Origin of the sequence: Mixta tenebrionis, assembly GCF_006517625.1 — a bacterium.
Classification (GTDB): Bacteria; Pseudomonadota; Gammaproteobacteria; order Enterobacterales; family Enterobacteriaceae; genus Mixta; species Mixta tenebrionis.
This window is the reverse complement of the sequence record NZ_VHQI01000001.1, coordinates 558,504-578,424: the sequence shown is the minus strand read 5'-3', so window position 1 is coordinate 578,424 and position 19,921 is coordinate 558,504. Positions and strand designations below refer to the sequence as shown.

19 protein-coding genes and 1 pseudogene are annotated in these 19,921 nt (G+C 54.7%); 13 read left to right on the top strand and 7 right to left on the bottom strand.

The window, feature by feature from the left end:
- Window positions 1–11 precede the first annotated feature (11 nt).
- Genes gsiB through gsiD form a run of 3 tightly spaced genes read left to right on the top strand, consistent with a single transcriptional unit; the run spans window position 12 to window position 3,438 of the window.
- Complete coding sequence (gsiB, locus tag FKM52_RS02640) at window positions 12–1,550, top strand: glutathione ABC transporter substrate-binding protein GsiB (protein ID WP_141174631.1); 1,539 nt, start codon at window positions 12–14, stop codon at window positions 1,548–1,550.
- Window positions 1,551–1,602: 52 nt separating this feature from the next.
- Window positions 1,603–2,523, top strand: a complete 921-nt coding sequence (gene gsiC / locus FKM52_RS02635) for a glutathione ABC transporter permease GsiC (protein WP_141174630.1) — start codon at window positions 1,603–1,605, stop codon at window positions 2,521–2,523.
- A 9-nt stretch (window positions 2,524–2,532) separates the two neighbouring features.
- Window positions 2,533–3,438, top strand: coding sequence for a glutathione ABC transporter permease GsiD (gsiD, locus tag FKM52_RS02630; RefSeq protein ID WP_141174629.1), 906 nt, complete (start codon window positions 2,533–2,535; stop codon window positions 3,436–3,438).
- Window positions 3,439–3,483: 45 nt separating this feature from the next.
- On the opposite strand, the gene rimO is transcribed toward gsiD, so the two are convergent.
- Window positions 3,484–4,839 (bottom strand): 30S ribosomal protein S12 methylthiotransferase RimO, encoded by a 1,356-nt coding sequence (gene rimO, locus FKM52_RS02625; protein ID WP_141174628.1) that lies wholly within the window; start codon window positions 4,837–4,839, stop codon window positions 3,484–3,486.
- Window positions 4,840–5,367: 528 nt separating this feature from the next.
- Here rimO and FKM52_RS02620 point away from each other — a divergent pair.
- From FKM52_RS02620 to FKM52_RS02600, 5 genes and pseudogenes are all read left to right on the top strand, one after another.
- A pseudogene (locus FKM52_RS02620) lies at window positions 5,368–6,087 on the top strand (DUF3289 family protein); the annotation flags it as partial.
- A gap of 72 nt (window positions 6,088–6,159) precedes the next feature.
- Window positions 6,160–6,627, top strand: a complete 468-nt coding sequence (locus FKM52_RS02615; RefSeq protein WP_342777788.1) for a DUF943 family protein — start codon at window positions 6,160–6,162, stop codon at window positions 6,625–6,627.
- Window positions 6,628–6,813: 186 nt separating this feature from the next.
- Window positions 6,814–7,788, top strand: coding sequence for a Gfo/Idh/MocA family protein (locus FKM52_RS02610; RefSeq protein ID WP_141174625.1), 975 nt, complete (start codon window positions 6,814–6,816; stop codon window positions 7,786–7,788).
- A gap of 54 nt (window positions 7,789–7,842) precedes the next feature.
- Window positions 7,843–8,265: a lysozyme inhibitor LprI family protein gene (locus FKM52_RS02605; RefSeq protein WP_141174624.1), complete on the top strand. Its 423-nt coding sequence runs from the start codon at window positions 7,843–7,845 to the stop codon at window positions 8,263–8,265.
- 108 nt (window positions 8,266–8,373) lie between these two features.
- A complete protein-coding gene (locus FKM52_RS02600; protein WP_141174623.1) occupies window positions 8,374–9,489 on the top strand; it encodes a PQQ-dependent sugar dehydrogenase in 1,116 nt (371 codons plus the stop codon).
- Between the two features lie 22 nt (window positions 9,490–9,511).
- Here the strand turns inward: FKM52_RS02600 and FKM52_RS02595 are convergent, their stop codons facing one another.
- Window positions 9,512–10,168 carry an HAD family hydrolase gene (locus tag FKM52_RS02595; RefSeq protein WP_141174622.1) on the bottom strand — a complete coding sequence of 219 codons (657 nt, stop codon included), beginning with the start codon at window positions 10,166–10,168 and terminating at the stop codon, window positions 9,512–9,514.
- A gap of 252 nt (window positions 10,169–10,420) precedes the next feature.
- Here FKM52_RS02595 and FKM52_RS02590 point away from each other — a divergent pair, with 252 nt between their 5' ends.
- Window positions 10,421–11,623, top strand: coding sequence for a serine hydrolase (locus tag FKM52_RS02590; protein ID WP_141174621.1), 1,203 nt, complete (start codon window positions 10,421–10,423; stop codon window positions 11,621–11,623).
- Between the two features lie 146 nt (window positions 11,624–11,769).
- Here the strand turns inward: FKM52_RS02590 and FKM52_RS02585 are convergent, their stop codons facing one another.
- The 4 genes from FKM52_RS02585 to FKM52_RS02570 form a co-directional block, all read right to left on the bottom strand.
- Entirely contained in the window at window positions 11,770–13,056 is a 1,287-nt protein-coding gene (locus FKM52_RS02585) for an HAAAP family serine/threonine permease (protein ID WP_141174620.1), read from the bottom strand.
- Window positions 13,057–13,573: 517 nt separating this feature from the next.
- Entirely contained in the window at window positions 13,574–14,173 is a 600-nt protein-coding gene (gene ybjG / locus FKM52_RS02580) for an undecaprenyl-diphosphate phosphatase (RefSeq protein WP_141174619.1), read from the bottom strand.
- A complete protein-coding gene (locus FKM52_RS02575) occupies window positions 14,170–14,910 on the bottom strand; it encodes a phosphatase PAP2 family protein (RefSeq protein ID WP_141174618.1) in 741 nt (246 codons plus the stop codon). Before FKM52_RS02575 ends, ybjG begins: the two co-directional genes overlap by 4 nt.
- Window positions 14,911–15,115: 205 nt before the next feature.
- On the bottom strand, window positions 15,116–16,804 hold the full coding sequence (locus FKM52_RS02570) for an aspartate:alanine antiporter (RefSeq protein WP_141174617.1): 1,689 nt from the start codon (window positions 16,802–16,804) through the stop codon (window positions 15,116–15,118).
- A gap of 289 nt (window positions 16,805–17,093) precedes the next feature.
- On the opposite strand from FKM52_RS02570, the gene ybjM reads away from it, so the two are divergent.
- Window positions 17,094–17,468, top strand: a complete 375-nt coding sequence (gene ybjM / locus FKM52_RS02565) for an inner membrane protein YbjM (protein WP_141174616.1) — start codon at window positions 17,094–17,096, stop codon at window positions 17,466–17,468.
- A gap of 67 nt (window positions 17,469–17,535) precedes the next feature.
- Here the strand turns inward: ybjM and FKM52_RS02560 are convergent, their stop codons facing one another.
- Complete coding sequence (locus tag FKM52_RS02560) at window positions 17,536–17,784, bottom strand: GrxA family glutaredoxin (protein WP_141174615.1); 249 nt, start codon at window positions 17,782–17,784, stop codon at window positions 17,536–17,538.
- Between the two features lie 202 nt (window positions 17,785–17,986).
- Between FKM52_RS02560 and FKM52_RS02555 the strand changes: the two genes are divergently transcribed.
- The 3 genes from FKM52_RS02555 to rimK are packed head-to-tail and all read left to right on the top strand — an operon-like array spanning window position 17,987 to window position 19,903.
- Entirely contained in the window at window positions 17,987–18,274 is a 288-nt protein-coding gene (locus FKM52_RS02555) for a DUF1418 family protein (RefSeq protein WP_141174614.1), read from the top strand.
- Complete coding sequence (gene nfsA / locus FKM52_RS02550) at window positions 18,258–18,980, top strand: oxygen-insensitive NADPH nitroreductase (protein ID WP_141174613.1); 723 nt, start codon at window positions 18,258–18,260, stop codon at window positions 18,978–18,980. Before FKM52_RS02555 ends, nfsA begins: the two co-directional genes overlap by 17 nt.
- A 20-nt stretch (window positions 18,981–19,000) precedes the next feature.
- On the top strand, window positions 19,001–19,903 hold the full coding sequence (rimK, locus tag FKM52_RS02545; protein WP_141174612.1) for a 30S ribosomal protein S6--L-glutamate ligase: 903 nt from the start codon (window positions 19,001–19,003) through the stop codon (window positions 19,901–19,903).
- Window positions 19,904–19,921 lie beyond the last annotated feature (18 nt).

Sequence of the window (19,921 nt, the reverse complement as noted above, 5' to 3'; positions counted from 1 at the left end):
GAACAGGCTCTATGACGATTCGAACCACAGGTAAATGGCTGTTGACGGCCGGGCTGCTTGGCAGCTGCGCCGCTGCGCCTGCCTTTGCAGCGAAGGACGCGGTGATCGCCGTCGGCTCTAACTTCACCACGCTCGATCCTTATGACGCCAACGATACGCTGTCGCAGGCGGTAGCAAAATCTTTCTACCAGGGGCTGTTTGGCTTTGATAAGGATATGAAGCTGGTCAACGTGCTGGCGGAAAGCTATCAGGCGAGCCCGGACGGGTTGACCTGGACGATTAAGCTGCGTCCCGGCATCAGGTTCCAGGACGGCACTGAATTCAACGCCGAGGCGGTGAAGGTAAACCTCGATCGCGCCAGCGACGAAGATAACCATCTGAAGCGTTATAACCTGTTTAAGCATATCGCCACCACCGAAGCGATCGACGCCAGCACGGTAAAAATCACCCTGAAACAGCCGTTCTCCGCCTTTATCAATATTCTGGCGCATCCGGCGGCGGCAATGATTTCGCCGACGGCGCTGAAAAAATATGGTAAAGAGATCGGTTTTCATCCGGTCGGCACCGGGCCGTACCAGTTTGTCACCTGGAATCAGACCGATTTTGTTAAGGTGAAAAAGTGGGACGGCTACTGGAAAAAAGGTTATCCGAAGCTCGATTCCATCACCTGGCGTCCGATAGTGGACAACAACACGCGTGCGGCGATGCTGCAAACCGGCGTGGCAAATTTTGCCTTCCCGATCCCCTATGAGCAGGCGAAGCTGCTGGAAAAAAACGGCAAACTGGATCTGGTCAGCACGCCTTCCATCATGCAGCGCTACATCAGCTTTAACGTTACGCAGAAGCCGTTTGATAACCCGAAAGTGCGTGAAGCGATTAACTATGCCATTAACCGCCAGGCGCTGAGCAAGGTCGCCTTTGCCGGCTACGCCACGCCCGCTACCGGCATCGTGCCGCCATCAATTGCCTATGCACAGCGCTATCCGGCGATTGAATACAATCCGGCGAAGGCGCGCGAGCTGCTGAAAGAGGCGGGCTATGCCAACGGCTTCAGCACCACGCTCTGGTCCTCCCACAACCACAGCACCGCGCAAAAAGTGTTGCAGTTTACCCAGCAGCAGCTGGCGCAGATCGGCATTAAGGTAAAAGTTACCGCGATGGATGCCGGGCAGCGCGCGGCGGAAGTTGAGGGCAAGGGGCAGAAGGAGAGCGGGGTACGCATGTTCTATACCGGCTGGTCCGCTTCAACCGGCGAAGCGGACTGGGCGCTGACGCCGCTGTTCGCCACCGCTTCCTGGCCGCCAGCCATCTTTAACACCGCTTTTTACAGTAATGAGCAGGTGGATAACGATTTGAACGATGCGTTGAAAACTACCGATTCAGCGAAAAAGGCGCAGCTGTATAAGGATGCGCAGGATCGCATCTGGAACGATCGTCCCTGGGCGCCGCTGGTGGTGGAGAAGCTGATATCCGCTAATACCAAATCGCTGACCGGTTTTTACATGATGCCGGACACCTCTTTTAACTTTGATGAAGCCGATCTGAAGTAACGTTCGCAGACGCCAGCCCTGACCGGCTGGCGCTCGCGGCGCAGGGATACGCATGCTGAACTATTTTGTTAAACGCCTGCTGGGACTGCTGCCGACGCTGCTGATCGTGGCGGTGCTGGTCTTTCTCTTCGTGCATCTGCTGCCGGGCGATCCGGCGCGGCTGGTAGCCGGACCGGAGGCGGACGCCACGGTGGTCAGTCTGGTGCGCCAGGAGCTGGGGCTGGATCAACCGCTGCCGCAGCAGTTCTGGCATTTTATGCTGAACGCGCTGCAGGGCGATTTCGGCGCCTCAATGGTATCAAAACGGCCGGTAGCGCAGGAGATCGCCTCACGCTTTCTGCCTACGCTGTGGCTGACGCTGAGCAGCATGGTCTGGTCGGTGATTATCGGTATGGCAATCGGCATTGTTTCCGCCGTCTGGCGCAACCGCTGGCCCGATCGTATCGGCATGACGCTGGCGGTTTCCGGCATCTCTTTTCCCGCTTTTGCGATGGGCATGCTGCTGATGCAGATCTTTTCCGTTGAGCTGGGCTGGCTGCCGACCGTCGGCGCCGACAGCTGGCGGCACTATATTTTGCCTTCCATTACGCTGGGCGCGGCGGTAGCGGCGATTATGGCGCGCTTTACCCGCGCTTCATTTGTGGAAGTGATGCAGGAAGATTATATGCGCACCGCGCGCGCCAAAGGGGTACGCGAATCGCTGGTGATTGTTAAACACGGTCTGCGTAACGCCATGATACCGGTGGTTACCATGATGGGCTTACAGTTCGGCTTCCTGCTTGGCGGCTCGATTGTGGTGGAAGTGGTATTTAACTGGCCGGGGCTGGGGCGGCTGCTGGTGGACTCGGTGGAGATGCGCGACTATCCGGTGATTCAGGCGGAGGTGCTGCTGTTTTCACTGGAGTTCATTCTGATTAACCTGGTAGTGGATATGCTCTATGCCGCCATCAATCCCGCCATTCGTTACAAATAAGGAGCCGTGATGAAGAACTGGCGACGTGAAGCGGCGCTGAAGGCGATGCCTTTACAACGTAACGACAGCGTGCGCACGCCGTGGCATGAATTCTGGCGGCGTTTTCGCCAGCAGCATGTGGCGCTGGCGGCCGGGCTGTTTGTGCTGCTGCTGATTGTGCTGGCGTTTATCGCTCCCTGGCTGGCGCCGTTCGATGCGGAAAACTATTTCGATTATGACCGTCTGACCGAAGGGCCGTCCGCCGTGCACTGGTTTGGCGTCGATTCGCTGGGGCGCGATATTTTTAGCCGGGTGCTGGCCGGCACGCGCATTTCGCTGCTGGCGGGCTTTTTTTCCGTGGCGATCGGTATGGTAATCGGTACTGCGCTCGGCCTGCTGGCGGGCTACTACGAAGGGTGGTGCGATCGCATTATTATGCGCATCTGCGATGTGCTGTTTGCCTTTCCCGGTATTCTGCTGGCGATTGCGGTAGTGGCGATTATGGGCAGCGGGATCGCTAACGTCATCGTGGCGGTGGCGATTTTCAGCGTGCCTGCCTTTGCCCGCCTGGTGCGCGGCAATACGCTGGTGCTGAAGCAGCAAACTTTTATTGAGTCGGCGCGCAGCATCGGCGCCCCGGACTGGACCATTATCCTGCGCCATATTCTGCCCGGCACGGTCTCTTCGATTGTGGTCTATTTCACCATGCGTATCGGCACCTCGATTATTACCGCCGCCAGCCTCTCTTTTCTTGGCCTGGGCGCGCAGCCGCCGACGCCGGAATGGGGCGCGATGCTTAATGAGGCGCGCGCGGATATGGTAATGGCGCCGCACGTGGCGATCTTTCCCAGCCTGGCGATTTTCCTGACGGTGCTGGCATTTAATCTGCTGGGCGACGGCCTGCGCGACGCGCTCGATCCTAAACTGAAAAGCTAAACAAAAGCCCGCCGGTGCGGGCTTTTGGCTCTTCAGGCTGGCCTGTCAGAGTTTACTGCCCCACAGATCATATTCGTCGGCGTGTTCTACCTTCACCCGTACGATATCGCCGGGCCTGAGACGGGTTTCGCCATTGAGGTAGACTGCGCCATCAATTTCCGGCGCGTCCGCCATGCTGCGACCAATGGCGCCTTCTTCGTCCACCTCATCAATTATTACCAGAATTTCACGTCCGATTTTTTCGCGCAGGCGCTCGCTGGAGATCTGCTGTTGCAGCTGCATAAAGCGATCGTAGCGCTGCTGTTTGATCTCGTCCGGCACCTGATCCGGCAGCTGATTGGCATCTGCGCCCTCCATTGGGCTGTACTGGAAACAGCCGACGCGATCCAGCCGCGCCTCTTGCAGGAAATCGAGCAGCAGCTGGAAATCTTCTTCCGTTTCGCCGGGAAAGCCGACGATAAAGGTGGATCGCAGGGTGATTTCCGGACAGATTTCCCGCCAGCGTTTAATGCGCTCCAGCGTGCGTTCGACCGCGCCGGGACGCTTCATCAGCTTGAGGATACGCGGGCTGGCGTGCTGCAACGGAATATCGAGATAGGGCAGCACTTTCCCCTGCGCCATCAGCGGGATAACATCGTCTACGTGCGGATAGGGGTAAACGTAGTGCAGGCGTACCCATACGCCGAGCTTCGCCAGCTGTTCGCACAGGCTGGTCATGCTGGTTTTTACCGGCGCGCCGTCCCAGAAGCCGGTGCGATGCTGCACATCGACGCCATAGGCAGAGGTATCCTGCGAAATGATCAGCAGCTCTTTGACGCCGGCGGAAACCAGACGCTTCGCCTCGTCCAGCACCTCGCCAATCGGGCGGCTGTCAAGGTCGCCACGCAGCGACGGAATAATACAGAAGGTGCAGCGGTGGTTGCAGCCTTCCGATATCTTCAGATAGGCGTAGTGGCGCGGCGTCAGTTTTACCCCCTGCTGCGGCACCAGGCTGAGGTAAGGATTGTGCTGCGGCTTAGGTGCGTAGCGGTGTACGCACTCCAGTACCTGCTCATAGCTGTGTGGCCCGGTAACCTCCAGCACTTTGGGATGAATTTCCCGGATCCGATCTTCTTTTGCGCCGAGGCAGCCGGTAACGATGACCTTACCGTTGCTGCTTAGCGCTTCACCAATCGCCTCCAGCGACTCCTGCACCGCGCTATCAATAAAGCCGCAGGTATTAACGATAACCACGTCGGCATCATCGTAACGCGGCGCCACTTCATAACCTTCGGTACGCAATTCGGTCAGAATACGCTCGGAATCCACCAGGTTCTTTGGGCAGCCCAGGGAAACGAATCCTACTCTTGGGGGATAGTTATCCGGCTTAGTTTGTTCGCTATCGGGGTTATTATGCGACATCGCTCTGTATCCAGTTCTTTTAAGAATGGGGCGAGATTTTACAGAGGGAGCGGCAAAATTTATAGGGTTACGTAAGGCAGATGTATAAATGATAATAAAAAACAACAGCGCCGGATAATCAGATAAATGTGTCATGGAAATATATTATTAATCGAACAATGAATTTGATTTAGGTCATTGAAATTATATTTTACTTGATTGCGGCGATGTCTTTCTGATGCTGGCTGGGAGCGATTTGCTAACGGTTTTGTAGCAGGAGGGATTATAAAAAGTTGGCAGGAGCACAGGGTTTAATTTTTTTATGCTAAGCGGTAAAGAGACAAAGGCTATATTTTATAACTAAAAAGTCTCTACTCTCAAAGGAAGTTATATTAATCAGAGTCTGTATTTTTACCTTGAGTTCATTGGTTTTACACCTGTAGTAATTGGTTCCCGATGGAAGGATTAGCCAACCTCCTGTATGAAACGTGCATTTTTGAGCGGTAATAAGGTAAAATTAATTCTAATAGCTAACGGCGAGGTCGGAATATGGAACCCATTCTCATCTATTCAACAGAGAGACGATTTAACGATAGCAGTTCAGATGATATGAGATATGGTGATCTAACAGAGACATATCTGCGAAATCATCTCAATCTCCGAGATGTGTCTACAGTAGTTAATCCCTGTACGATGGAACTTATCTCTCCTTTTAGCCACCCTCAGAATCGTTTTTACTCACCAAAACCAGGGAAAAAGCTTAGTAAACAGCAATGTGTGCAACTGATGTTTGATGATTTGAGAAAACTGACATTGCCTTTTTCTTTTTGGGGGCCTTATAACAGAATTATAACGGATATGTTTACTCATATGCAGGTGGCAAACGGACACCGTTTCAGTAATGCACTTTTGAATGCAGCACTTAATCATAATATTATTTCTGATAAATCACCAAATAGTTCAATAAAAAGAATTAAGGAAATATTGGACAGAAATATCGATTGGGAAAAAAAAGAGTCTGCCTTCGGAAGCAATACCTCAAATATCAATAAATATCAAAGGCGGTATGCTTCCGAAATTTACAAGAATTCAGGATAACTTTATGGGCTGGGTTTAGCTGTACATGATACTTACAGCACAGCGATCTGCATAAAAGAGCTTGATATTGGTCAGAATGAATATAGAGCTTTAATAAGATATAAAATTCAGGGTCATTTCGGATTGGACAAGGACGATATAAGAAACTGGAAATTTAGTCAGCTTTATTTTTTTAAAACATGGTTTGTACTACAACGCTCTAAAAACTACGGTTTTAAACCTTTTTTACAGATATGGAAACCTATGTCACAATCAAAGGAAAAAAATATGCTTAAAAATAAAATAGTAATCTTAATGGCTATATTATTAGTTATTGCTGTGATTTATATTATTTCTAACAGTCGCGCCGAGATAATAGTAACCGATCAAGAGTTAAATTTTTCAAATATTGCTGTTAAACATTTTCCTGTGACTGAAAAAGGGAAAATAGCGTGGTGGAAAGAAAATAAACAAAAATTAAAGCATGAATTTAATATTCCTGTTCCAGCGAGAAATGGTGACTGGTATATCAGTATCTGGAACTATGGCGAAGGTTTTAAAGCACCACCTGAAGGTGATGTCAGAATTTTCAATTCCGAAACGCGCGATATGATGTGCTTTAATAAAGATATAAATAAGTGTATTGAAAAAGAGCTGTTGATGAGAATTGAAAACAACAGAAAGAGTGAAGTGAATCTCATAATGGACGATACTATCATAACGGTTAAATAAAAAAGAGCACTTTAAAAATAATTGTCGGAGCAGCCAAAGCAGGACGATGATGTTGCGACTCATTTTCCGCCAGCAAATCAAACTATATATCTGCACCATTCTTTTCGCCTTGGCCCTTCCTTAACCTCCACGCCGTGCTTTTTGCCTGTCTACACTTATCCTTTGGATAAGCAAAAAGGATGAAAAATGAAGCCGTTAAATTGGGCCATTATTGGGCCGGGCGCCATTGCCCGGCAGTTTGCCGCCGCAATGGCGGCAATGGAGAGAAAAGTCTATGCGGTTGGCGCCAGAAACCGCGAGAAAGGGCTGGCCTTTGCACAGCGCTACGCTATTGAGCGTGTGGATGACGATATTGCGCGGCTGCTGAGCGATCCGCAGATCGATGCGGTCTATATCTCCACGCCGCACGCCAGCCATTTCGGCTGGATGAAGCTGGCGCTGGAGCAGGGTAAACACCTGTTGGTGGAAAAAGCGATAGTGGTCAGCAGCAGCGAGCTGAATGAAATCAACCGGCTGGCGCAGCAGAAAAAGCTGATCGTTGCTGAAGCGATGACGCTGTTTCATATGCCGCTGTATCATCAGCTGAAAGCGCTGATTACCGCAGGTGAGCTGGGAAAAGTGAAAATGATCCAGGTCTCCTTTGGCTCGATTAAAGAGCCCGATCCAGAGAACCGTTTTTTTAACCCTGAGCTGGCGGGCGGCGCGCTGCTTGATATCGGCACCTATGCGCTATCGTTCGCGCGCTTTTTCCTCTCCAGCCAGCCCGATCGACTGTTGACTACCGTAAGCCAGTTCAGCACCGGCGTGGATGAACAGTCGGGCATACTGCTGCAAAATAACAGCAATGAGATCGCCACCATTTCACTGGCGTTCCGCGCCAAAATGCCGAAGTGTGGCCTTATCGCCTGTGAAAAAGGTTCCGTCACCGTGGATGATTTCCCGCGCGCGCAGCGGGCTATGCTTAACTGGGCGGATGGCAGTAGCGAAATCATTGAGGCAGGTGAAAGCGAGCGTGCCTTGCAGTATGAAATTCTCAACGTTGAACAATATATCGCGCAGGGCAGCAATCCACTGCACTATCTGACGGAAGATGTGGTCGCGCTGATGACTGATATCCGCCAGCGCTGGGGCATCCGTTTTCCTTTTGAACAGCAAGCGTGAATACAGACATCGGTCAGCCGGGCCGATCTCAACGGGGTTAAATAAGGTGAAGCGATGAAAATAACACCGCTATGGCTGATATCCATCATGTTCCCTGCTGTCGGTATGGCGCAGCAGCCGGGAGAGGCGATCGATAAGCAGCTAGAGAACTGTAAAATGCAGGCCAATACGACCGTTGAAAATAGCCAGTGCTATGTAAAGGCTACCCGCCAGTGGGACGACGAACTGAATAATCAGTACCGGCTGCTGCTTAAAGATCAAACTGAGAGCGCCCGGCAAAAAATCAGGGCCGCGCAGCGTAGCTGGATTCAGTATAAGGAGAGCTATAACGAGGCGATCGCCGCCTATTATCAGCAACAGCAAGGAAGCATATGGCCGCTGGTGGCGGCGGAAGCCAGGATGAATGTTATCCGCGATAAGGCTATCGATCTCTATAGGCTGCGTGTCAGCACCAGTCTGGCGGGAGAGGAAGGATAAGTATTTGCCGGCTGTCAGCGCCAAGCTCTTGTCCCCGGCTGGCGTAACGGGCAAAACGCCGCCGCTTTTACTGCTACCTTTACGCTAAGTTTCCCTGAGGAGCGCACAATGATACGTCCGTTAATTTCTCTGGCAGCAGGCGCGGCCCTGCTGGTGACCACGCCGCTGCTGGCCGCGCAGGTAACGGTGCAGCAGCTACAGGATAAGCTCGATCATCCCTGGGCGCTGGCCTTTCTGCCGGATAATAAAAGCCTGCTGATTACTGAACGTTCAGGAACGCTGCGGCTGTGGCAGCCGGATAAAGGGCTGTCGGCGCCGATTGGCGGCGTGCCTGAAGTATGGAGCCAGCGTCAGGGCGGCCTGCTGGATGTGGCGCTGGCGCCCGATTTCGCGCAAAGCCGCCGTCTCTGGCTGAGCTATACCGAGGCAGATCGTCAGGGAAACGCCGGCGCGGTGGTTGGCTATGGTCAGCTTAGCGCGGACAGCCGCCAGCTGAGCGATTTTAATGTCGTGCTGCGTCAGGAGCCGAAGCTCTCCGGCGGCGCCAACCTGGGCACCCGTATCGCTTTCGATGGTCAGGGATATCTGTGGATCGCCTTTGGCGATAACTTCCAGGCTCAGACGGCGCAACAGCTGGATAAGCTACAGGGTAAGCTGGTGCGCCTGAATGCCGACGGTTCGGTACCGCAGGATAACCCTTTCGTCGGGCGTAAAAATGCGCGTCCGGAAATCTGGGCTTTGGGCTTACGCAACCCGCAGGGGCTGGCGCTTAATCCCTGGACGCAGCAGATATGGGAAAGCGAGCATGGCCCGCGCGGCGGCGATGAGGTGAATATCCCGCAAAAAGGCAAAAATTACGGCTGGCCAGTTGCCACCTGGGGCGTTGATTACAGTGGTGAGAAAGTGCCGCAGGCGCAGGGCGGCGAGGCGGCGGGCACCGAGCAGCCGGTTTACTGGTGGAAAAAATCGCCCGCCGTCAGCGGCATGGCGTTCTATCACAGCGCACGCTTTCCGTCGTGGAAAAATTCGCTGTTTATCGGCGCGCTGAAAGAGAAAAGCCTGATTCGTCTCAGCCTGGACGGTGAACGGGTAACGCAGGAGGAGCGCCTGTTGCAGGATCGCGGCGAACGCATCCGCGATGTGCGGCAGGGGCCGGATGGCTACCTCTATGTGCTGACCGACGAGCGCAACGGCAAGCTGTTAAAGGTAGGTCTGGCGCCCTGAGGTTACGCGCGCCTGGCGTCGCTTATTTCACCCAGCGGGCTATTTCCCAGCCGCGCTGCTGCGCTTCCTGTAACAGCGGCGCGTCGGGATTGATGGCGCAGGCGTGATCCGCCAGCTGCAACAGCGGCAGATCGCTGACGGAGTCGCCGTAGGCCCAGGTGTGTTGAAAGCGCTGCTGCTGCTGACGCGCCCGCCAGTCGGCCACGCGCGTCGCTTTGCCGTCGCGCCACGCCGCTGCCGCGCCCGGCGCGCCGCTGTAGCGATCGGCGATAATCTCCACGCCGACGCCCAGCGCGCCGTGGGCGCCGAGCCGTTGCGCAATCGGCGCCATCAGATGTTCGCCGCAGGTGGAGATCAGCATAATGGTATCGCCGCGTCGGTGATGCCACGCGAGCCGCTCACGCGCCGCGGGATAGACGCGCGGGACGATATCGCGCTGAATGAATCGTCGCGTCCAGCCGCTGACCGTCAGGGTCGCCATACCCGTCAGCGGCGCCAGCGTACGCTGCATATAGATCTCCAGCGGCAGCGCGCCCTGGCAATACTGCGCCATCAGCACTTCTTCTTCAGCGATCAGCGTTTCGGGCGCATAGCCCTGCGAAACCAGCCAGCGTATCCACAGGCTGTTGCTGTCGGCGCAAATTAACGTTCTGTCTAGATCGAACAGCGCTAAATCCACGGTGGTTCTCCTCCGGCCAGTTTTTTTCAGGTTAGCGGAGTTTTGTGATCGTCCTGGCGCTTTTCTGCAAAATCAGAATCAGTCGCAGGTAATAAGTGCTGCATTAATACGCGCGCTAAGGTTTATCTAATAAAATCTAAAAAACTTTACGATGTAACGGTTTTAATCGCTGCGCTGACGGGTTAGCGTAGGATGCTGCGTTTCATATCCTTATGAAACATATGATTTTTCCACAGGTTATCCGATCTCAACATGAAAAAAATGCGCCTTCATGCCAGCTTTTGCACCCTGGCGATAAGCGGCACGCTGCTGCTGCTTCCCGTTGTAGTTAACGCCGAACAGGCGCCCGATGCGCCGCAGATCGAAGCTAAGTCGTGGATTCTCATGGACTATGCCAGCGGACACGTACTGGCCGAGGCCAACGCCGACGATCGGCTCGATCCCGCCAGCCTGACCAAAATGATGTCCAGCTATGTTATCGGCCAGGCGCTGAAAAGCGGCAAGATTACCAGGGACGATATGGTTACCGTTGGTACGGATGCCTGGGCTACCGGCAACCCGATACTGAAAGGCTCTTCGCTAATGTTCCTGAAGCCTGGCGATCGCATTCCGGTGTCGGAGCTGAATAAAGGCATAGTGATTCAGTCAGGTAACGACGCCAGCATTGCGCTGGCCGATTATGTGGCGGGCAGTCAGGATGCCTTTGTCGGGTTGATGAATAATTATGTGCGCGCGCTGGGGCTGAAAAACACCCATTTTAAAACCGTACACGGCCTTGATGCGGAGGGGCAGTACAGCACCGCGCGCGATATGGCGCTGATTGGTCAGGCGCTGATCCGCGACGTGCCGGAAGAGTATGCGCTGAATAAAGAGAAATCTTTTACCTTTAATAATATTACCCAGCGCAACCGTAATCGCCTGTTGTGGAGCAGCAATCTTAAGGTTGACGGCATCAAGACCGGCCATACGGCCGGCGCCGGCAACAACCTGGTCGCCTCCGCTACCGAGGGCGATATGCGTTTGATTTCGGTAGTGATGGGCGCGGCTACCGACAGTATCCGTTTCCGTGAAAGCGAAAAGCTGCTGACGTGGGGCTTCCGCTTTTTTGAAACGGTGACGCCGATTAAGGCCGATGCGCCGTTTAATCAGCAGCGCGTCTGGTTTGGCGATCGTAATGAGGTCAACCTTGGCGTGGCGAAGGATGTGGCGCTGACCATTCCGAAAGGGCAGATGAAGAACCTTAAGGCCACCTTTACGCTCAGTACGCCTTCCTTACAGGCGCCGCTGAAAAAGTATCAGCCGGTGGGCACTATCGATTTCCAGCTGGAGGGGAAAACCATTGCGCAACAGCCGCTGGTGGTGCTGGAGCCGGTGGCAGAGGGAAGCTTCTTTAGCCGCATCGTCGATTATGTGATGATGAAGCTGAACGGCTGGTTTGGACAGTGGTTCTCATAACGTGGCGCGGCGCGGAAAGGCGCCGCAGCCGCCAATAAAAAAGGTCGGCATCGCCGACCTTTTTTATCTGTCGCCCTCTCGCTGGCAAGGGCGAACTTTGTGTGGGGCTAACCACCTGCTTGCAGGTGGTTTTTTTTACGTCAGGATTATCCCAGCAGCGACCAGACGATAGCGGAGATGGAAATCAGTCCGATCAGCACCACGAAGATGTTGCTCAGCGCGCCGCTGTAGCGACGCATCGCCGGCACTTTATTGATGGCGTACATCGGCATCAGGAACAGCAGCACCGCAATCACCGGGCCGCCAAGCGTCTCGATCATACCGAGAATGCTGGGATTCCAGGTGGCGACCAGCCAGGTCGTCAGCAGCATAAACAGCGCGGTCAGGCGGTTCAGCTTGTTTTCATTGATGGTTTTGCCGCGTCCGCGCAGTGATTTAATAATCAGCCCGTTGAAGCCTTCGCGTGCGCCCAGATAGTGGCCGAGGAAAGATTTGGTGATCGCAACCATCGCCACAATCGGCGCCAGCCACGCCATCATCGGCGTATTAAAGTGGTTCGCCAGATAAGAGAGGATCGAGATGTTTTGCGCTTTCGCCTCTGCCAGGTTGGCGGGAGAAAGCGAGAGCACGCAGCTGAAGACGAAGAACATCACCGTCAGCACCATCATCACATGGCTGAACGCCAGGACACGTGAACATTTCGCCTCGGCCTCTGCGCCATATTCTTCACGTTTCGCAACGGCGAAAGCGGAAATAATCGGCGAGTGGTTAAAGGAGAACACCATGACCGGCAGCGCCAGCCACATGGTCATCACCAGGCCGTCGCCGTTGCCGCTCAGCGAAGCCTGCTGAAAAATCGCCGTGCTCCAGTTAGGGATCAGCCACAGCGCCAGCAGCATCAGCACGGCGACAAAAGGGAATACCAGCAGGCTCATGGTTTTGACAATCGCTTCTTTACCGAAGCGGATAATCATCATCAGGCCGACAATCAGCAGCAGCGACAGCAGCACGCGCGGCGGCGCCTGGATATGCAGCTGATGGGTAAGGAAACTCTCTACCGTATTGGTAATCGCCACGCTGTAAACCAGCAGAATCGGGTAGATGGCAAAAAAGTAGAGCAGCGTAATGATTTTACCCGCGCCCACGCCGAAATGTTCTTCCACCACCTCGGTAATATCTTCGCCAGGATTGCTGCCTGACAGCACGAACCGGCACAGGCCGCGGTGCGAAAAGTAGGTCATCGGAAAAGCCAGCAGCGCCATAATAATAAGCGGCACCAGGCCGCCGATCCCGGCGTTAATCGGCAGGAAGAGCACCCCTGCGCCAATTGCTGTGCCATAAAGTCCCAGCATCCACATCGTATCGGTTTTACGCCAAGTTCTGGCATTTGCTGTCGTCTGTCCGGTCTGGATTGCGGTTTGCTGTGAGGCCATTACCATCTCCATAAATAACGTATAAATACAAAACCCTCGGCATTGGGCGTCGTACGCGCAATATTTCGCTTCGGGTAAATAAAAAATGGGAGTCCACTTTCGCGGCACACTCTACCATTATCGAAATAAGTTAAAAGTGCTGACATATCGGTAACAGGTGATAAAGATCACAATCCTGAGAATAATTCAGGTCTGATAATCTGGATGTTTAATAGTTTTTAATTTAATTATCTGGCTTTGTTGGGGAATGTGGATAAAAAAGCTGTATTTTAGCTAATGTTGCAGCGTGATATAACGTCCGGAGTGTTTGTTTTTTATACAGATCTTTGTTTGCGAGATTTATTTATCAGTTACTTAGCCGTTTATCATGGTGATTTTATTGATTTTGCGCAACGAAAAAGGGCAAACATACCCATTAGCCGGAGCAGTTGCGCAATAAATAAGGGATGACGATAAATTAAAGCGAACGGAAAAAGATAAAAACGGGCCCAGAAATGGACCCGTAAGCCAGACGCATTTAATTACGTACCCAGCCTTTTCTGATAGGAACGGAAAAAAGCAGACGATAAACCTGCTGCAGATATTTCATTAAAGGTTCGCCATACCAGGGCCATGCCAGCTGTGAAAACAGACAGCCCAGCATGCCAACCAGCAGCCCGCCCAGCATATCCATCGGCCAGTGTACGCCCAGATAGACGCGCGACCAGGCGATAGCGCCGCCGATCGCCAGCAGCAAAATGCCGGACCAGATGCGATGCCAGCTGATAAACGCCAGCGCGAAGGTAAAAATGGTGGTGCCGTGATCGCTGGGCCAGGAGTCGTCCGGCGCATGGGCAAGAAACTGATGGCCGAAGCCGATAGCGAAAGGACGCGGATGAGGGAACAGCTGGCCCATGCACCAGGATATCGTCAGCGCACAGAGCAGGGCGATGCCGGTTTTCAGCACCAGCACGCGCGTTGCGCTGTGCGGCCCCCACAGCCAGAGCGCTACGATCAGCAGCGGAACAATGGCGATTAAATCTTTGGCGATAAAGGTCGCCAGCTGCAGTAACCAGGCCGCAGAGTGTGGCGTGGCGTTGATCCAGAGAAACAGCATCCGGTTCAACTCTTCTGTCATTGTTTTATCCTCATCTTTTCAGTCAGGCGCGTAACGCACCAATAAGTCAGCAGCTGTACCAGCCAAACCCACCAGCCAGCCCATAAATTATGGGAAAGAAAGTGCGCGCCGCGCATCATCTGCCCGTAGCCCATGATCAAACCCAGCGCGACCGCGCCGCCCCAGCAGAGCCAGGCCATTTTCGGGCGCGTCGGCCAGTAAAGAAAAAACAGCGCCATTAAACTGAAGCCGCTGGAGGCATGGCCGCCGGGAAAACAGCGTCCGGGGCCGCTTTCCGCCGGCGCGGCGCCCAGCAGCGGATAAGAGAACGCCCTGCCGCCGTAGGCTGCCAGATCCCACGGACAGGAGTGCGCGCTGGCGGCCTTCAGTATGCCTACCGCCAGCGCCCCGACGCCGGTCAGCAACGCCACCAGTATCCAGCGCGGCTGGCGGCGCAGCACGCCGGCAACCAGCAGCGTTACGCCAGCGGCGATAATCAAATCTTTCAGCAGGCGATGGTTAATCAGATCCAGCCAGCGGTTGTCCTTCCACGGAAAGCTTTGCGTCAGCGGATCGAACCAGTAGCCGGTCAGCGCGTTATCCAGGCTGCCGTCCCGCGCCAGCCATAAAAACAGCAGGCCGAAAAACGTCAGTAAAACAGCGTGGATAGCGTAGAAGCGTCGCGATAAAGGGTAAAGCGCCTTAATCCTAATCGCGGACGATGTTTCGGGTTGGTTTAACTTTGATGTCAGTTGCATGACCGTGCCCGTGCAGAAGCCAGGCTGGCTATAGTGGCGATTGGCGCTTAAGAAAACATTAAGAGGGGATAATGAATGGCGGGCATAAAAAAACCCGCTAATCATCGATTAACGGGCTCCACAATTTGGGATTTCAAAGAAAAGCAGTGGCACTTATTCAGACTACCCGCCCTGCAAGAAGTTCGGCCGGACGTTAAATTATTTTTTAAGCGCCGAGCGCCGGCCAGATAATCACAATCAGCGTACCCGCCAGGGTCAGCAGAACGTTGGCGATGGCGTAGGTGCCGGCGTAGCCCAGCGCCGGAATATTGCTGCGTGCGGTATCGCTGATGATCTCCATCGCCGGGGCGCAGGTGCGCGCGCCCATGATGGCGCCGAACAGCAGCGCGCGGTTCATGCGCAGCACATAGGCGCCGAACAGGTAGCAGAGCACCACCGGCAGCAGGCTCACCGCCAGGCCGCTCAGCAGCATCAGCAGGCCGGTTTCGCCCAGCCCCTGGCCCATTCCGCTGCCCGCGCTCAGGCCGACGCCGACCATAAAGACCATCAGACCAAACTCTTTCACCATCGTCAGCGCGCCCTGCGGAATATAGCCGAAGGTCGGGTGGTTGGCGCGCAGGAAGCCGAGCATAATACCGGCGAACAGCAGGCCCGCCGCGTTGCCGATGCCGAAGCTGAAGGCGCTGAACTGGAAGCTCACCATGCCGATCATCAGGCCGATAATAAAGAAGGCGCAGAAGGCGAGCAGGTCGGTAACCTGGCTATGAATAGAGATAAAGCCGATGCGATCCGCCAGGCTTTTTACCCGCCGCGCCTCGCCGCTGACCTGCAGCACATCGCCCTTGTTGAGCATAATGCTGTCATCGATCGGCATTTCAATCTGGCTACGGATTACGCGGTTAAGGAAGCAGCCGTGATCGGTCAGCTTCAGATGGCTGAGGCGTTTGTTTACCGCATTATGGTTTTTCACCACAATCTCTTCGGTGACGATGCGCATATCCAGCAGATCGCGATCGAACACCTCTTTGCCGTTGCGGAAGCTGGGATCGAGCCGCGCGTGAGCCTCAGGGTAGCCCACCAGCGAGATTTCATCGCTCAGCTGCAATACCGCATCGCCGTCGGGGCTGGCCAGGATGCCGTTGCGGCGAATACGTTCGATATAGCAGCCGGTCTGGCGATAGATGCCCAGCTCGCGCAGGTTTTTACCATCCGCCCAGGCGACCAGCTCCGGGCCGACGCGATAGGCGCGAATCACCGGCAGGTAGACCTTGCGCTGGCTGTCGGTATCCAGACCGCGCTCGCGCGCGATTTGCTGGGCGCAGGTAGAAAGATCCTGATGCTGCAGGCGCGGCAGGTAGCGGGCGCCGAAGATCAGGCTGACCAGGCCGACCAGATAGGTCAGAGCGTAGCCGAGGCTAAGATGATCCTGCATCTGCCCCAGCAGCCTGCTGTCGCTCATCGACTGGCGCAGCGTATCGCCCGCGCCAACCAGCACCGGCGTCGAGGTCATCGAACCTGCCAGCATACCCGCCGTCAGGCCGATATCCCAGCCGAACGCTTTGCCCAGGCCCAGCGCCAGCAGCATAGCGCTGCTCACCATCACCAGCGCCAGCATCAGGTAATTTTTGCCGTCGCGAAAAAAGATGGAAAAAAAATTAGGCCCGGCCTCTACGCCGACGCAAAAAATAAACAGCATAAAGCCCAGGCTAAGCGCATCGGTATTAATTGCAAAGTGTTGTTGACCAAGTAATAGCGAAACCACCAAAACACCAATGGAATTACCAAGTTGCACCGAACCGAGGCGTAATTTACCCAGGCACAGCCCTAAAGCCAGTACGACGAATAATAACAAAATATCATTACGGCTTAACAAATCTGCGACGTTTATATTCACGTATTAACTTCTTGTTTACCAGTAACTTGTTGAAAGACCTGAATTTCCAGGCTAACGTTAATTCCTGTAAGCGCTATGGCGAACCGTGCAGGCTACAGTTTCGAAAGCGATATTCAGGAGCGTAGAACAAAGGCGTTCATTTTATTCATTTATCCTACAGACCACCAGCAGAAAGCCATAGTAAAACAGATCTTTTATTAACTTTTTACTGTTAGAACTTTAACAGATTTATCGTAAGCGATTATTTTTTTGGAAGGTCCTGGTTAGCAGAAATAAACGAGGAAATTTTATGCTGTTGTATAGCGTCCGCTGGCCGGGCGTAATGCTGTGTACGACACTTTATTGCGCAACCTTTTTGCTGGCGCGTTATAGTGGCGGCGAGGAGGCTTCCGGGCACTCTTCTGAGCAAACCGGCCTGCTGCTGTTTATGTTGCCCGGCCTGATCGCCGCGCTAATTAACCGTCGTACGCCGCTGTTGCATGCCTTGTTAGCCGCGCTGGCGGCAACGCCCTGCTGTTTAATGATCGGATTTAGTCGGGCCTTTATTTCTCAGTCGCTGCTGCAGGAGCTGGCCTGGCTGACCAGCGCGGTGTTCTGGTGCGGCTCCGGCGCGCTGCTGGTGATGCTGTGGCGCGCGCTGGCGGCTTCCCGCCTGACGCGCTGATCGATGAAAAAAAACCGGCCCGCTGAGGCGCAGCGAGCCGGTTTTTTTATGCCTGAATACCAGCTGGTCAGTTGGCTTTGCTCCAGGCGTTGAAATCGGTAAAGCCGCCAATATGCCGGTCGTCGACAAAAATCTGCGGCACGGTTTCCACCGGTTTGCCGACGGTTTTTTCCAGATCCGCTTTGCTGATGCCTTCCGCCTGGATATCGACGTAGCGGAAGTTAAAGTCGTCGCGTTCGGCGCTCAGCTTCTCCGCCAGCTCCTTCGCCCGTACACAGTAAGAGCAGCCTGGACGACCAAAAATAACTGCAAGCATCGGTATCTCCTTTATGTCACATTTTTGTGTGAAATATGTCACACTTTTAAAATTGCTGGATGCATGATGAACCCTGATGCGCGCCGTTGTAAAGAAGGCTCTGCCTGTTGATCCGATGCGTGCAGGCTATTCATCATCCGTCCGGTTACGCTTTAATATAATCGCGGCAGTCGCAGCCGAAACGCCAGAGAGGAGAAACCCAGTGAAATATGCTTTGCAGCTGCCTGAAAGGGTGCTGGTGCTGGAGGCCGCTGGCATTTTGCTGCTGCTGCTGGCTTTTTTAATCGTACAGCGACTGCTGCCGTTGCCCGCCGGCTGGTCCGGGCGGGGCATCGCCACCGCGCTGTTTTTTACCGGTATCGCCCTGATGCTGCCCGCCGCCGTGACGCTGATCTGGCGTACGGCGCAGGCTATCGCTCCTGAGCTTTTTGGCCGCCGCCGCGGCGATACTGCAAAACCTGATGGAGATTCTCATGACGCCGACCATTGAGCTGTTACGCACGCACCGTTCGATACGTTCCTTTACCGATCAACCGATTAGCGAGGAGCAGCGTGAGGCGATTATCGCCGCCGCCCAGTCGGCCTCCACCTCCAGTTTTCTACAGTGCTCTTCTATTATTCGCATTACCGATAAGGCGCTGCGCGAGCAGCTGGTGACGCTGAGCGGCGGCCAGCAGTATGTGGCGCAGGCGGCGGAATTCTGGGTATTCTGCGCGGATTTCCAGCGCAATCTGCAAATCTGCCCGCAGGCGCAGCTGGGCATGGCGGAACAGCTGCTGCTGGGCTGCGTCGATACGGCGATTATGGGGCAGAACGCGATGATTGCCGCAGAGTCGCTGGGGCTGGGCGGCGTCTATATCGGCGGCATTCGTAATCATATCGCCGAAGTAACCGAGCTGCTGCAGCTGCCGCAGCACGTACTGCCGCTGTTCGGCATGTGTCTCGGCTGGCCGCAGCAGGCGCCCGATCTGAAGCCGCGTATGCCCGCCAGCATGCTGGTGCATGAAAACCGCTATCAGCCGCTGGATCCTCAGCAGCTGGCGGCGTACGATCGTCAGCTGGAAGCCTATTATCAGCAGCGCGACAGCAATCAGCGCAGCGATAACTTCAGCAATCATATTCGTCGCACTATCGTGCGTGAAAGCCGTCCCTTTATTCTTGACTACCTGCATAAGCAGGGTTGGGCAACCCGGTAATTGCAGGCGGAGATTTTCGGTTGAAAATTGCCATTCTGTCGCGCGACGCCGCGCTTTATTCCTGTAAGCGTCTGCGCGAGGCCGCGCTCCAGCGCGGCCATCAGGTCGAAATTGTCGACCCGCTTTCCTGTTATATGAATATCAACCCCGCCTCGGCGGCGGTGCACTACCGCGGGCGGGCGCTGGACGATTTCGACGCGGTTATTCCGCGCATCGGTTCCGCCACCACCTTTTACGGCACCGCGGTGCTGCGTCAGTTTGAGATGTGCGGCAGCTATCCGCTCAATGAGTCGGTAGCGATTACCCGCGCGCGCGATAAGCTGCGTTCGCTGCAGCTGCTGGCGCGTCAGGGCATCGATATGCCGGTTACCGGCTTTGCCCATTCGCCTGACGATACCCGCGATCTGATTGAAATGGTGGGCGGCGCGCCGCTGGTGGTTAAGCTGGTCGAAGGGACTCAGGGCATCGGCGTGGTGCTGGCGGAAACCCGCCAGGCGGCGGAGAGCGTTATCGATGCCTTTCGCGGCCTTAACGCGCACATTCTGGTACAGGAGTTTATTAAAGAGGCGAAGGGGTGTGATATTCGCTGCCTGGTGATCGGTAACGAAGTGGTGGCGGCCATTGAGCGTAAGGCGAAAGAGGGCGATTTCCGCTCTAATTTGCATCGCGGCGGCAGCGCGCGGCGCGTTGAGATTACGCCGCGCGAGCGCGAAATCGCCGTGAAGGCGGCGGCTACGCTTGGCCTTGACGTGGCGGGCGTGGATATCCTGCGTGCGCGGCGCGGTCCGCTGGTAATGGAGGTTAACGCCTCGCCGGGGCTGGAAGGCGTGGAAAAAACTACCGGCCTGAATATTGCCGCGATGATGATCGCATGGATAGAGCAGCATGCGCGTCCCGGTTTCAGTCTGAAAACCGGCGGATGAAACGCCTTTTTGACCGCG